This is a genomic window from Marinifilum sp. JC120, assembly GCA_004923195.1.
Taxonomy (GTDB): domain Bacteria; phylum Desulfobacterota; class Desulfovibrionia; order Desulfovibrionales; family Desulfovibrionaceae; genus Maridesulfovibrio.
The window spans coordinates 484,092-497,145 of sequence record RDSB01000001.1; the positions used below are offsets into that span (position 1 = coordinate 484,092).

Genomic DNA, 13,054 nt, shown 5'->3' on the forward strand with positions numbered 1-13,054 from the left:
GATTTATCCCAAAAAACTGCCCACAACAAAAACCCCGCTCCAAAAATCAGAGCGGGGTTTTTGTTTTGATACGAATTAATTTTTAATTAAATTAGTTCAAATCAAATGCATCTTTTTTAAAAAAACAGTAAAATTCATCATCATTACGATAAAATTTTGCAATTCTATCTTTTAACAATTCAATTACACCATTAATTCTTTTTGATTTAATTGAAACATTATCCTCAACATACTGCTCTGCTTCAGCCACAGCACTCACAGAAACAAAAAACAATAGAGTTAGTGCGAAATACAATTCTAATGCCATCTCTTAGCTCCTTTTTGAAAGACGTTAAGAAAAACATACGCCGAAAAGCACCCTCGTCAACAGTTTTTTATTAATTCTTTTTTTCACATTTAAATAAACTTTACGCTTATTTTCACAATTTAGAACTTCACTGCTTTCAAAAATTCATTTTGCATAATTTTTAACAAAAAAAGCCGCCACCAAGAAGGTGACGGCTTCATCATTTAGTAAAAAAACGTTTCCATTGTTCGCTTTTTAACAAGCCAAACATCCGGCTAAACAATTCGTAAGGATTCGAGTGACTTAAGCAAAAATGCCCTCTTAATTGCTCAATTTCCTGCCAAGCTCACGGGCCTGCTCAAGCGCATCTTCCATGCGGTGTGCATCAGGATAAAAAACGGGATCACCAAGCCCCCGTATAGTGTGAACTTCTGAAAATCCAAGATATTTAAAAAACACCGGATAACGTTCCTGAATATCCGCGTACATGTCTTCCATGAGAGCACCCTGCGAAAGAACGAAGACAAGCTTAACACCATTTTTGAGACGGCTGAACCGTCTGCCTTCTTCGGAACCGGCTTCAAACTCAAGAGCTTCATGAAAATCAGGAGTAAAAAGATGATAAAGGCGATCTATAAAAATTTTGGCCTGACCACTCACATCGCCAAAATATACCGGGCTAGCCAAAACGAGCACATCACTTTCATGCATTGCATCATAAACCGGAGCAAGGTCATCATTTATAGCGCAACGTTCGGTTTTGCCCTTGCAGGACATACAACCGAGACACCCGGAATTTTCCATACTACCCAACTCGTAAGTATTGATTTCGGCCCTATCAGCAAGGGTCTCACACAAAGCATTAACAATGGCATGGGAATTCCCTTTCTTCCTGGCACTCCCATTAACAATAGTTACTTTCATATTTATTCTCCTTTTAAGAAAAGTAACCAAAGCTTGGATGATGGGAATCAACTAAAAGTATGAAAAACAAACTGCCCACCTAGCAACACAATTTATCGTTGACTTTAACAGGCCAGTCAGTAGAGGTAACCTGACTTCAATAATTAAAGAGGGCCGCCGTCATGAAACAGATAAAAGTACAGATCAAAATAAACCCCGAACAGATCAACCTTCCCGATGCTATTCGCAAGGAAGCCTTGAAAGCTGCCGGGTTGCCGGATGATAAAACCATTTCTACCCGCGTGCTGCGTCGTTCAATTGATGCCCGCTCCCGCAAACCGCACTTTGTACTTCATGTTACCATTGGCGACCCGGATACCGTGGAACCGCAGGAATCAGTATTCACTCCCCAACCTTTGAACGGCAAACAGGTGGTCATTGCCGGGGCCGGACCCGCTGGATATTTTGCAGCCATCACTCTACTTGAGCAGGGAATCAAGCCGATCATCATTGAACGCGGTCGTACCGTAAATGATCGCCGCAAGGACCTGAAAAAAATTTACACCGAAGGGCTGATCAACCCGGATTCCAACTACTGCTTCGGTGAAGGCGGAGCCGGAACATACTCAGACGGCAAGCTATATACCCGGGCAACCAAACGCGGCAATGTAGGCCGCATCCTCGACCTGCTCATCGCTAATGGCGCACCGGGTGATATCCGCATTGACGCCCACCCCCACCTCGGTTCCAACGTACTGCCGCGTATTGTTAACAAAATGCGAGACGACATTATTTCCTGCGGCGGGGAAGTCCACTTCAACACCCGCGTGGACTCCTTCATCCTTAATGATGGCCGCATGACCGGAGTGATTGCAAAAGGCAACGAGATCAAAGCTGACGCCGTCATCCTCGCCACCGGACATTCTGCGCGGGATATCTTTCATGCCCTCAATGATCAGGACATCAGAATTGAAGCAAAACCATTTGCTTTGGGCGTCCGAATCGAACACCCTCAGCCTTTGATCGATAAAATTTTCTATCACCAATCACCGCGCCACGAAAATCTGCCTGCCGCCAGCTACCGTATTTCAACTCAGGCTATGGGACGCGGGGTATTTTCATTCTGCATGTGTCCGGGCGGATACATTGTTCCGGCCTCAACTGCTCCGGGAGAATTAGTCCTGAACGGAATGAGCCTTGCCGCACGCAATGCCCCCTTTGCCAACGCAGGCCTTGTGGCGGAAGTAAAGCTTGAAGATCTGGAAAATCAGGGTAACCCATTCTGCGCGCTGGATTATCAGGCGGCTGCGGAAAAACAAATGTTCGCAGCCGGGGACGGCAAAACCCAACAGGCTCCGGCCCAGCGAGTCAACGATTTCATTGCCGGACGTGTATCAAAATCCATCCCCAAAACATCATACATCCCCGGTACATACTCAGCCCCGGTACATGAACTGCTGCCCTTCATTCAGTCTGAGGCTCTGCGCAACGGCCTCAAAGAATTAGGCAAGAAGTTTAAGGGATTTGATTCCACCGAGGCCAAGGTGCTGGCTGTGGAATCACGCACGAGTTCCCCGGTACGCATACCAAGGGATCGCGAAACATTGGAACATGTACAGATTAAAGGACTTTTCCCCTGCGGAGAAGGAGCCGGATATGCAGGAGGTATTATTTCCGCCGCTATGGACGGCGAGAAATGTGCACTGGCAGCCTCACGAATGTTGACCTAGAAAGACATTAAATATCAGCGAATTATCCTAACCTGAAAACCTCTGAAACTCAAAGATGTTGGGATATTAACATCCCAACGCTTCATTTCAGGTTCACTGAATAAAAGCTGCCCTTTTTTACCTATAACGGGATGAATTGCGTCCGGATTTTCCCCGGCAAGTATTCTTTTAACCATCTTTAATGCTTCGCGCCCCTGATCAACACCGGAAAGCACATAACCGCCCACGGCCTTGCCCTGTCCTACAGAGAAACCCCAAAGCGCAAACACAGGGACAGGCGCATGCTTTGAAGTCCATTTTATAACATCCGCACTGGAAATATGGTTACCCTGTTTATCTTTAAAAATGTGATACGTACCTATGACGATACACAAATATTCTTCAACTTTTGCCCTTCTCACCTGCTCTTGCCAGTCCTGATAATCATCAATCAAAACAATATCAGCATGGGCTCCAGAAACATCAAGCTCCAGCTTGTCATTCAAGGACTCCCGCACAAACACCTTTGAACTCAAACTATCATCCATAAGCACAAGAAACTTACCCGGCCCCATAATTTCCTTTAAATACGCAACGGACCGTTTAACAAGAGGACGTTCAAAAACCCCCGTAATCTTGCGGATATTATCCACATAGCCCCGGGCATTGCCGTTTATACCCAAAAAAACGACCGGAATATCCCTATCCACAAGATACTGCCCCAAAACCTTAAGCGCATAATCATCAGTCAAAACAACAACGTCCGGCCTTTGTTCATCCACAATGGTTTTGATGACTTCAACATTTCGCTCACACTGATCTTTACCCAGCCTTTTAAAATCAAGGTAGTGAAAAAATACATCTGCCTTTCCAGCTAATCCTCTTTGCAAAACACCGTTATGCTCTTGCACCCACTTAAAATCCTTGTTGTAACTGTTAACGATAACAACACTCTTATCCATGGCTATTGCAGGGGTGTACGAAACAAAAAGAACCCCCATCAACGCGGATAAAACACAAATCAGCGTTGATATATTCTCAAACGGATATATTATTTGTCTCAAATTTATTGCATACATCATTTAACATATATCATAGCAGCAACCTCTTTTACAACCTCCTGTCTTTTTCAGTAAAATACCCATCACCCAACAATCTCAATAATAAAACAGGCGGTCCATCTCAATCGAGATGGACCGCCTTTTAAGCAATAAACACAGACTGCTGTCTGTTCAGGAGCGTAAACTTCCCCAAGTCACGCAAATTTATTTAACAGGAAGCTTTGCGGCTTTCCTCAATATAAACTTCGCTGAGACGCTTGCTCACCGGACCGGGAGTGCCGTCGCCGAGTTGAACTCCGTCAACTTCAATAACCGGAGTGACAAAAGAGGTTGCTGCGGTCATAAAAGCTTCTACTGCATGCTGAGCTTCCTCGATAGTAAAAGGACGCTCTTCGATTTCCATTTTCATTTCATCAGCGAGACGAAGCACGGATTTGCGGGTTATGCCCGGCAGGATGGAATTGGTAAGATTACGGGTAATAATCTTCCCTTCTTTAGTCACAATGTAGGTATTGTTGGAAGAACCTTCGGTTACAAAACCGTCTTCCACCATCCATGCATCATCCTTACCTTGTTTCTTGGCTTCGGTCTTGACCAGAGAAGCTGCCAGCAACTGCACGGTCTTGATATCACGACGGCCCCAACGGATATCGGGAACAGAAATTACGCGCAAACCGGATTTTTTACCGGTAAGGATCTTGGCCTGAGTAAAGAGGACCACTGTCTGTTCAAGACCTTCGGGCATGACAAAATCACGGTCAGTGGCACCACGGGTAACCTGAAGATAAATTGCGCCTTCCTCAAGGTCATTGCGCTTAACCATCTCGCGGTGGACTTCAAGAAGTTCAGCTGCACTCATGGGCATAGCCATTCCGATTTCACCAAGAGAACGCTCAAGACGAGTCACATGCCCATCCCACTCACAGATTTTACCATCTACTACAGCGGTAACTTCATAAATACCATCCGCAAACAAAAAACCACGATCGAAAACAGAAACTTTTGCGTCTTCTTCAGACACATAAGCACCATTAACAAATACAGTACGACTCATTATATTCACTTATTCCAATATGAGAGATTAACTACTAACCCCACAAAGAACTTTGCGGGGGAAAGACAAATTTGTCATCGTATTCCAGAGGATATTCCCTGTCTTCGGCCAAAAGCAAAGGCCCGTCAAGGTCTACGATAGCGGCACCACTGGCCACCAGCACTGCGGGAGCCATAGCCAGCGAAGAACCGACCATGCAACCGACCATAACCTTATACCCTTCAGCCAAAGCAGCTTCACGAAGTTTCAAGGCTTCGGTCAGACCGCCAGTTTTATCCAGCTTGATGTTGATCATATCATACTTGCCCTTCAAGGAAGCCAAAGAATCCCGGTCATGACAGGATTCATCGGCGCAGACAGGAAGAACTCTTTCGATCTCCAGCAAGGCGTCATCGTTTGAAGCGGGAAGCGGCTGTTCAACCATTTCCACCCCGAGACGAACCAGCACCGGAGCCATTTCACGATAAATATCTGCGGTCCAGCCCTCATTGGCGTCCACGATTATGCGGGCATCAGGTGCTCCCCTGCGTACAGCCTCAATGCGGGAGATATCTTCGATTCCACCGCCGAGTTTTGTTTTCAGCAAAGGACGATCGGAATTCTCAGCAGCCTGTTTTTCCATTGCTTCCGGGGTGCCGAGAGAAAGGGTGTAAGCGGTTATTTCCGGTGTCGGCTCACTGATTCCTGCCAGCTTCCAAACGGAGACTCCTGCTTTTTTGGCTTCAAGGTCCCAAAGAGCGCAATCTACAGCATTACGAGCCGCTCCGGCAGGCAAGACGGATTGCAATTCCTCGAGAGTCAATGGAATATCCATCCCTTCAATCTGGGCTGTCACAGATTCAACGGTTTCGTTGTAACGGGCATAGGGAACGCATTCCCCACGCCCGGTAAAACCGTTTTCCTCAATTTCGACCCGCAGCACGACAGCTTCGGTCCGCGATCCACGCGCAATGGTAAAAACCTGCGCCAGTGGAAAAACATCTTTTGTAACCGATATTTTCATTAGCCCAGAGCCTCAACCAGACGCTGCGCACCCTGACGGAAAGGATCAACAGCGGGAAGGCCCATTTGTTTTTCCACTTCGGCAAGATAGGTCATGGCCTCATCTTCAGACATGTGCTGAGTATTAATGGAACAGGCAACAGCCTTACAATCGGGATTAACAACTTTGGCAATGGGCATAACCATTCCCCGCAATTCTTCAAGAGAAGGCAAGGTGTAATCAGGGAGCCCGCGCATGGTTTCACGGGTAGGCTCGTGGCAAAGAATCAAAGCATCGGGCTGTCCGCCATGGATCAAGGCCATGGTCACGCCGGAATATGAGGCATGAAAGAGGCTACCCTGCCCTTCAATAAAATCCCAGTGATCTGCATCATTCTCAGGAGTGATGTATTCAACTGATCCAGCCATAAAGTCGGCAATAACAGCATCAAGAGGAACACCGTTACCTTCAATAAGAATTCCGGTTTGTCCTGTTGGACGAAAAGTTGATTTACGTCCCTGTTTTTTCATCTCGCGATCCATGGCGAGAGTGGTGTACATTTTACCAACAGAACAGTCTGTACCCACGGCAAGGCAACGTTTGCCAGCGCGCTTTTTACCATTTGCAATGGGATAACTTACAGTAGGGATACGCACATCGTGCAAGGAACGTCCGTTTTTCTCGGCAGCCTCAACAAGCTCAGGCTGATCACGCAACAAAGTATGCAAACCTGACGCGATATCCATACCGGCCTCGAGAGCTTCTACTAAAATGGACTTCCAGCTCTCGGAAATAACTCCGCCGCGGTTTACAACGCCGATGACCAAAGTTTTTGCGCCTGCTTCAGCCGCCTCTTTAATGGAAAGATCCTTAATTCCGAGATCGGCCCCGCAATCTTCCATACGAAACTGTCCGGCAACAGCTTCAGGTCTCCAGTCATAGATACCCTGAGCCATTTTTGCAGCCAGAGCATCGGGAGCATCTCCGAGAAAAAGTAAATATGGTGCTTCAAACATTGTCACTACCCCTTTATCTTATGTTTTTATTTGGTTTCGATGATTTATCAATTTGCATGCCATCATTTGTCTACAATTGACAAAACGTCAGCATAACAGTGAGTTACAAATCACAAAACCAAAGCCCTCAAAAAAACAGTCCGAATCGAACCTCACAAATGCATAAAATTGTCTAAGCACGGTTTTTACCAGAGTTAACGTTCAACAAAAACGTTATTACTTGAATTTAATTCTAAAACTTTATCTCTTTTTTAAATTTTATACGTTTTTAGCTCAAATTAAAAAAAATGATTTTGCACCACATTTACATAATTGTACAAAACCCAAAAGAACCCGCTTATACCAACAAAAAAGGGCATTCCAAACGGAATACCCTAAACTCAACAAACAAAGACAACTACAGAAGATAACCGTACTTATACTTTGACGATTATCTGCGGCTCAATCGTTACCGAAGCCCCCGGCAAGTCGGACTCTACTGCCACGCGAATAGGACTCATAAGCTCTTCAATCTGCCCAATCGTTCTGTCAGAATTAAAACCCAGATTAATCAGAATAAACAAATCCTTGCCGGACCTGCGAGCCTTGTAACCATTAAATCCATCATAATTGTCAAAATAGCGGGCCAATATGCGCAGGAGTTGATAATGCTCCGGTTCCGGGATTGTACGATCCAGAATCTCGGGAAGACTTTCCCGGATCAGCCCCACGGCTATGACCACCATATAGCCAACCATGAATAATGACCCGAAAAGGTCCACCATACGCGCGGATCTTGGATCAGGCAGCCAAAGGGTAATCATAAGGATTGCCAGCACGATAATCGAAGCCACTGTCTTGGCAATTCTCGCAGCGATTTGGGAAGAGATGATTACCGAACTTTCCTTTTCATTGGAGCGGATGAAGGCGATAGAAAAATAGTAATTAGCCATTAAATTAGCCGCAGCACTTACAATGGCCAGCATCATGATACTGGTAGATATAGTGCTCCCCGCTTCCATGGAAAAGATTTTAGACAAAATATACATGCCGCTTAATAGCAGTCCGAAAGCCACCAGCAGATTTGTAATCCGCTCGATCTTTCCGATACCGTACTCAAACTCCATAAACCGTCCCCGGTGAGCCCGCTTAAGCACTATGTACGAAACAATCTCAATGGTCAGCAGCAAAAGAATCCTGATAACCTCGGACAATGCGGTCATGGACCCGGAAAGCAATCCGGCCACAGCAAAAAAAACCAGAATCGCGGTATCAAGAATAATGGCCCAGAATACGGCCTTTTCCTTGGTAAGCTGGTCCTGCGTCAACTTAGTGGAAACGGAAGAGGTACTCATCGCAGGAACACTCCAAAATACTGCTCCATAAGACCTATCCCCTCAAACTCTGCATAGGCAGTACGCCCGACTCCACAAAACTTTTCCACCCGCCCGTAGAGTTGCGGGTCATCGATTAACACCAGCACACGTCCATCACGCGGTGAGCGGGCTTTAATCCCGGCAGCAAAAAGATTGGAATGCCAGATCCCACCGGAACCCATGACCCGGCTGACCTTACCTTCAATAAACTCAGACCTGCCGTAAAGACGTACCTTAACCGGCTGACCGGGAGTAACCAGTTCAAGTGTGGCATCATCCACAGCTACCTCAACCATAAGCCTGCTTCTATCTATATATGATAGAAGCCTGTCCCCCTTGCTGACCTCCATTCCATCCTGAACATCCACTTCCCAAACCACAGCAGTTTCGGGCAGAGCAACTGCCGCACGGGTGTTACGGGTATTCTGCACATCATCGACCCCGGAGGCATTCTCAATTTCACTCATCCGCCTCTTACAAGCGAGAATATTTTGTTCCAGATCATTTATTCGCTTTTGAACCTGCAATGCCCCGTCTGAAAGATCATTAGGCAACATGCTCTGGTTAAGCATTCCCCGCCTATGCTTCAACTGTCCCATTTCAAGCTGAGTGGATCTCACCTTTGCATCAGCTCTCAAAAACTCCGACTCAGCCTTGTCCTCATCTTCACTGGTGGCAACAGAGGCTTTCGCCAGCTTGGCGATGCGGTTACGGCGATGCTTCGCCTCTTTAAAAGCTGCTTTCTCTCCTTTTATACGAGCCGAAAGAATAGCAAGGCTCTGATCAATATCCTTTATCAAGCGATCCATATAGCCATCCAGCTTCTTGCGGCTTACTACCAGCCTCTCTTCAAGAGCAACCAGCTCCCTTTCAAGAGTCTCATATTGCCCGGAAGTTCTGCGGTTGCCGATCTTCAGTGCCGCTCCACCCTGCGAAACCATACCCGGCACAATGGCCATAGCTTCCACAACTCCGTCAATTGGCGCATGAACCTCATAACGATAAGCGGTAACCACGCCATTTCGCACTACAAAACGCTGCATGTAACTGATGATGGAAGGAAGCGGAAGCAACGCAATTAAAATTAACACAATCCAGAGAGTAGACTTACGGCACAGAAAGGACTTCATGGATAAAGACTCCTTGAAAAAAGGATAACGAGAACACCGCCAGTGAAACGGACGATCAAGCATACTGCCCCAGATCACTAAAATACGTCAACAAAGAGCCATAAACGGACTATGTTACGCACCTTATCCACTTTTCATCCAATCAGTAAACATATTCACCTACAAAGAATATGAACATCTAAATAGAATTGAACAACTCAAAAATTATAATGAAACATACTCAAATAAAAATCCCGGAAAAGTTCAACGTTTGAACTTCTCCGGGAACACGAGATATTGATATCAACTCAAATATATTACTTTATTTTAACCGAATGAAACAACTGCCCTTCCGGTGTTCCAAGCAATTTCGAAATAATTTCCTGTTTGAACTGCTGATATGCAGCTTCATCCTCCGCAGAACCTTTGCCGTCCTGCCATTTTGTAACCATCTCCCTGAAGTGATCAGTGAAAATTCCATCCTTGGGCCAATATCCATTACGTTTTCCACGAATCTCAACCTCAAAGTAAAAACGGCCAACAAGAGCAGGCGCAGCTTTGTGCGGGGCAGGTGGCATAGCATCACTATCAATCTCAAGCCCCCCCTCATGCAGAGTCTTTCCGCGGGTTACGTATTCAATACAATCCTTGATCCCTTGCCCCGGAAAAGCGGTAAGCGCGGTGATATCAGATCGTTCCGGAACCCGGCCAGGCGACAAGTCGTTTATCGCAGTGCAAAATAACCGCAACATAAGCGCGGTTGCGATCACTTGTGACGGTCCGGAATAATGGATAAAACTTTCCCGGGTGACTGGAATTTCAATGCCTCTTTCGGCAATAGTAAAAAATAAATTCATCAGGATTTACTCCATAAAAGCTACTGGCAGGCAGGCTTCGGCAGGGTTAATAGTTTTCTTGACCATGTTGTTCTTATGAAGGAAGGCCAAATCTTCGCGCATACTTTCCACATCACCAATAGTGATTGCATTGGTATATCCAGACTGACTAAAGAGGATAGTCGCATCTTTAATGGAAATTCCCTGCTCCTTAGCACCAATGGTAATTGCTTCCTTCTGGTTATTGACTATAAAATCCATAGCCTCGCGCTGAACCTTAAGATATCTCGCAATCATATCAGGATGCTGCTGAGCGAACTCATCCCGCGCGCCGACCACCAACTTGGGCGAAACAAGCCCGTCAGCAGTAGCAACTACGTGGGCACCTGCCTCTTCGGACTTAATTACCAGACTAGCTGCCAGAAGAGCGGCATCTACCTGACCACCCAGCATAGCGGTACGGGCCTTAGGAAGCCCCATGGAAAGCATTTTAACGTCACTTTCTTTCAAACCTTTACTCTCGAGAGCTGCGACCAGCATCTGATGCAAAACAGTCCCCTTAGGTCCGGCAATGGTTTTACCTTTTAACTCCTCAATTGTACGAGGGCCGTTTTTCCCTGCTACAATTGCAAAGGTCTTTGCCGGACGGCTCACCCCGCCGACAATGCGGACTTTATTACCAGCTGCGTTAGCCAGCAGAACCGAAGTACTGTTAATAACGGAAGCAAGATCAAGTGATCCGGCGGCCATAGCCTGCGCCTGTTTGGCACCACTGGTAATTGTGTGCCAATTTACTTTTATTCCATCTTTTGTGAATTCCTTTTCAAGAAGCATTTTCTCTTTGATAACCATGATCTGGAGATTAAAAGGACTCTTCACATACGAGATATTAATCTCCTTCAATTCCTCCGCCTGAGCTGGTATCGCCATAGCGCATATGGCTAAAGCTAACAGGCAAAAACCAATTCCTTTATACATTTTCATTTATTGAACACTCCCATTTTGACTGTATGTCCGGTTAACAATTCGTTGCATCAGCCTACTTGCAATCTGTTCCACATCCTGCATTCCGGCAGAGCGTGGCCGTGCAAGAGGAACAGCTATCTCATCAACAATCCGCCCATCAGCCATAACCAGCACCCGGTCAGCCAACAGAACGGCTTCGGAAATATCGTGAGTAATAAAAAGTATGGTTGTAGGCCGAGCTGCCCAAATCTGGGCCAATTGCCGTTGCAGCTGAATTTTGGTCAAGGCATCCAAAGCGCCAAACGGTTCATCCATCAAAAGGAGATCGGGCTGCCTACACAAGGCTCGGGCCAGCGCAACACGCTGCGCCATCCCTCCTGACAGTTGCTTGGGATAAGCATTCTTGAACTTTGCCAACCCTACGGTGTCCAAAGCATCATTAATTGCTTTTTCATGATTAAAAATACGACTATGCCGCAAAGCTATTTTAATGTTTCCGGCAACCGTCAACCACGGTAATAAACGCGGTTCCTGAAACATCATCCCCAGACAAAGTGAGTCGGACATTGATGCACCTGCTTGCGACAAAAAGGCATGGGAACCAGCATCAGGAGACTCCAGCCTTGCCAAATGTCGGAAAAGCGTGGTCTTGCCGCACCCGCTATATCCGACAATGGCGGTGAATGAACCCGGCTCTATTGTGAATGAAACATTGGACAGAGCGTCGATGCTGCGGTCATCAACCTGATATGTTTTGGACAATCCCCTGACCTCAATACCGACCATCAGCACCTCCAAAAGATTCCTTCAGATGAAGGAATAAAACAATTCGATCAGTTGCTTTCTTGAAAAGATAATCAAATACAAAGCCCAGCCCGCCAATAAGCATGATTCCTACAAATACATAATCAGTGCGGGCCAATTCCTCTGCGTCCAAAATCATGTAGCCGAGGCCGGAAGATGCTGCGACCAGTTCAGCCCCGATCAAAGCACGCCAGCTATAACCGAATCCAAGCCGAAGGCCAGTGATGACAGATGGAATTGCTGCCGGGAGTAGAATAAAGCGAAAGACCTCCACCCGGTTCAAATCTAGAGTTTTTCCCATTTCCAACAAATTTGCATCCGCATTTTTCAACCCATCCAAGGTATTAAGAAAAATAGGAAAAAAGGACGCCAAAATGATAATTGCAAGCTTTGCCCCTTCACCGATTCCGAACCAGAGAATCAACAATGGAATTGCGGCTAAGGGCGGCGTTGTACGTACAAATTCGAGTGGAAAATTCAAAAAAGACTCCATCACCGGGATGAAATAAAGTATCGTCGCCAGCAATGTCGCAATAAGGGCGGTTATGGAAAAACCCAGCAAGGCCCTTTTAAGACTGGCAACAGTGTGAAGATACAACTTCCCAGACAAAAATAAATCCCTCCCTGCTTCAAAGACCTCCTCAGGTGAGGGGATCAGATAAGGATTCACCAGGTTACTGACACTTACCCACCACCACACAAGAAGTATCAAGGCCGGAAAAACAAAGGGAGTTAATAGGCTTAACTTTGATTTGATATTGAAATCCACTTTCATTCTCATTGGAGTGGTCTACTTAATAAATGAATTCAATGTCAACTGGATTTTTTTTGGATCAAGCTCCCCTTATGTATACAGCCAGCCCGTCATACGGCCTTGCATTTCTTGCTTCCTGTATATAGATCTTTATTAAATTAACATAGTGATGCAATACTGCCTCAACTCTTTTCAGGATACACTTTAATGTCTTTTTTT

General features: G+C 46.0%; 13 protein-coding genes. 1 reads left to right on the forward strand and 12 read right to left on the reverse strand.

The annotated features are described in order from the left end of the window. Nucleotides 1-91 precede the first annotated feature (91 nt). Both D0S45_02275 and D0S45_02280 read right to left on the reverse strand, forming a co-directional pair. Nucleotides 92-307 (reverse strand): hypothetical protein, encoded by a 216-nt coding sequence (locus tag D0S45_02275; protein TIH20189.1) that lies wholly within the window; start codon nucleotides 305-307, stop codon nucleotides 92-94. A 300-nt stretch (nucleotides 308-607) separates the two neighbouring features. After that, complete coding sequence (locus D0S45_02280; protein TIH20190.1) at nucleotides 608-1,210, reverse strand: flavodoxin family protein; 603 nt, start codon at nucleotides 1,208-1,210, stop codon at nucleotides 608-610. Nucleotides 1,211-1,371: 161 nt separating this feature from the next. Between D0S45_02280 and D0S45_02285 the strand changes: the two genes are divergently transcribed. Continuing rightward, on the forward strand, nucleotides 1,372-2,919 hold the full coding sequence (locus D0S45_02285; protein ID TIH20191.1) for an FAD-binding protein: 1,548 nt from the start codon (nucleotides 1,372-1,374) through the stop codon (nucleotides 2,917-2,919). A 14-nt stretch (nucleotides 2,920-2,933) separates the two neighbouring features. Here the strand turns inward: D0S45_02285 and D0S45_02290 are convergent, their stop codons facing one another. The 10 genes from D0S45_02290 to D0S45_02335 form a co-directional block, all read right to left on the reverse strand. Then, on the reverse strand, nucleotides 2,934-3,980 hold the full coding sequence (locus tag D0S45_02290) for a hypothetical protein (GenBank protein ID TIH20192.1): 1,047 nt from the start codon (nucleotides 3,978-3,980) through the stop codon (nucleotides 2,934-2,936). 187 nt (nucleotides 3,981-4,167) lie between these two features. After that, on the reverse strand, nucleotides 4,168-5,013 hold the full coding sequence (locus tag D0S45_02295; protein TIH20193.1) for a D-amino-acid transaminase: 846 nt from the start codon (nucleotides 5,011-5,013) through the stop codon (nucleotides 4,168-4,170). Nucleotides 5,014-5,047: 34 nt separating this feature from the next. Beyond that, on the reverse strand, nucleotides 5,048-6,016 hold the full coding sequence (locus D0S45_02300; GenBank protein ID TIH20194.1) for a dipeptide epimerase: 969 nt from the start codon (nucleotides 6,014-6,016) through the stop codon (nucleotides 5,048-5,050). After that, the gene (locus tag D0S45_02305; protein TIH20195.1) at nucleotides 6,016-7,011 is read right to left on the reverse strand and encodes a DUF1611 domain-containing protein; all 996 of its coding nucleotides are present in this window, start codon (nucleotides 7,009-7,011) and stop codon (nucleotides 6,016-6,018) included. Before D0S45_02305 ends, D0S45_02300 begins: the two co-directional genes overlap by 1 nt. Nucleotides 7,012-7,427: 416 nt before the next feature. Next, on the reverse strand, nucleotides 7,428-8,345 hold the full coding sequence (locus D0S45_02310; GenBank protein ID TIH20196.1) for a hypothetical protein: 918 nt from the start codon (nucleotides 8,343-8,345) through the stop codon (nucleotides 7,428-7,430). Further along, entirely contained in the window at nucleotides 8,342-9,559 is a 1,218-nt protein-coding gene (locus tag D0S45_02315; protein ID TIH20197.1) for an HlyD family efflux transporter periplasmic adaptor subunit, read from the reverse strand. The genes D0S45_02310 and D0S45_02315 overlap by 4 nt, the downstream gene beginning before the upstream one ends. A gap of 233 nt (nucleotides 9,560-9,792) precedes the next feature. Next, a complete protein-coding gene (locus D0S45_02320) occupies nucleotides 9,793-10,332 on the reverse strand; it encodes a hypothetical protein (protein TIH20198.1) in 540 nt (179 codons plus the stop codon). A gap of 6 nt (nucleotides 10,333-10,338) precedes the next feature. Continuing rightward, nucleotides 10,339-11,241 carry an aliphatic sulfonate ABC transporter gene (locus tag D0S45_02325; protein TIH20279.1) on the reverse strand — a complete coding sequence of 301 codons (903 nt, stop codon included), beginning with the start codon at nucleotides 11,239-11,241 and terminating at the stop codon, nucleotides 10,339-10,341. A 54-nt stretch (nucleotides 11,242-11,295) separates the two neighbouring features. Then, nucleotides 11,296-12,063, reverse strand: a complete 768-nt coding sequence (locus tag D0S45_02330; GenBank protein ID TIH20199.1) for an ABC transporter ATP-binding protein — start codon at nucleotides 12,061-12,063, stop codon at nucleotides 11,296-11,298. After that, nucleotides 12,050-12,856, reverse strand: coding sequence for an ABC transporter permease (locus tag D0S45_02335; protein TIH20200.1), 807 nt, complete (start codon nucleotides 12,854-12,856; stop codon nucleotides 12,050-12,052). The genes D0S45_02330 and D0S45_02335 overlap by 14 nt, the downstream gene beginning before the upstream one ends. Nucleotides 12,857-13,054 lie beyond the last annotated feature (198 nt).

Excerpts from the sequence above, each read along its gene's own strand:
- D0S45_02295 (TIH20193.1), bottom strand. The coding sequence starts at position 5,013 with ATGAGTCGTACTGTATTTGTTAATGGTGCTTATGTGTCTGAAGAAGAC.
- D0S45_02285 (TIH20191.1), top strand. The coding sequence starts at position 1,372 with ATGAAACAGATAAAAGTACAGATCAAAATAAACCCCGAACAGATCAAC.
- D0S45_02325 (TIH20279.1), bottom strand. The coding sequence starts at position 11,241 with ATGGCGATACCAGCTCAGGCGGAGGAATTGAAGGAGATTAATATCTCG.
- D0S45_02330 (TIH20199.1), bottom strand. The coding sequence starts at position 12,063 with ATGGTCGGTATTGAGGTCAGGGGATTGTCCAAAACATATCAGGTTGAT.
- D0S45_02275 (TIH20189.1), bottom strand. The coding sequence starts at position 307 with ATGGCATTAGAATTGTATTTCGCACTAACTCTATTGTTTTTTGTTTCT.
- D0S45_02320 (TIH20198.1), bottom strand. The coding sequence starts at position 10,332 with ATGAATTTATTTTTTACTATTGCCGAAAGAGGCATTGAAATTCCAGTC.
- D0S45_02280 (TIH20190.1), bottom strand. The coding sequence starts at position 1,210 with ATGAAAGTAACTATTGTTAATGGGAGTGCCAGGAAGAAAGGGAATTCC.
- D0S45_02300 (TIH20194.1), bottom strand. The coding sequence starts at position 6,016 with ATGAAAATATCGGTTACAAAAGATGTTTTTCCACTGGCGCAGGTTTTT.
- D0S45_02315 (TIH20197.1), bottom strand. The coding sequence starts at position 9,559 with ATGCTTGATCGTCCGTTTCACTGGCGGTGTTCTCGTTATCCTTTTTTC.
- D0S45_02310 (TIH20196.1), bottom strand. The coding sequence starts at position 8,345 with ATGAGTACCTCTTCCGTTTCCACTAAGTTGACGCAGGACCAGCTTACC.
- D0S45_02290 (TIH20192.1), bottom strand. The coding sequence starts at position 3,980 with ATGATGTATGCAATAAATTTGAGACAAATAATATATCCGTTTGAGAAT.
- D0S45_02305 (TIH20195.1), bottom strand. The coding sequence starts at position 7,011 with ATGTTTGAAGCACCATATTTACTTTTTCTCGGAGATGCTCCCGATGCT.
- D0S45_02335 (TIH20200.1), bottom strand. The coding sequence starts at position 12,856 with ATGAAAGTGGATTTCAATATCAAATCAAAGTTAAGCCTATTAACTCCC.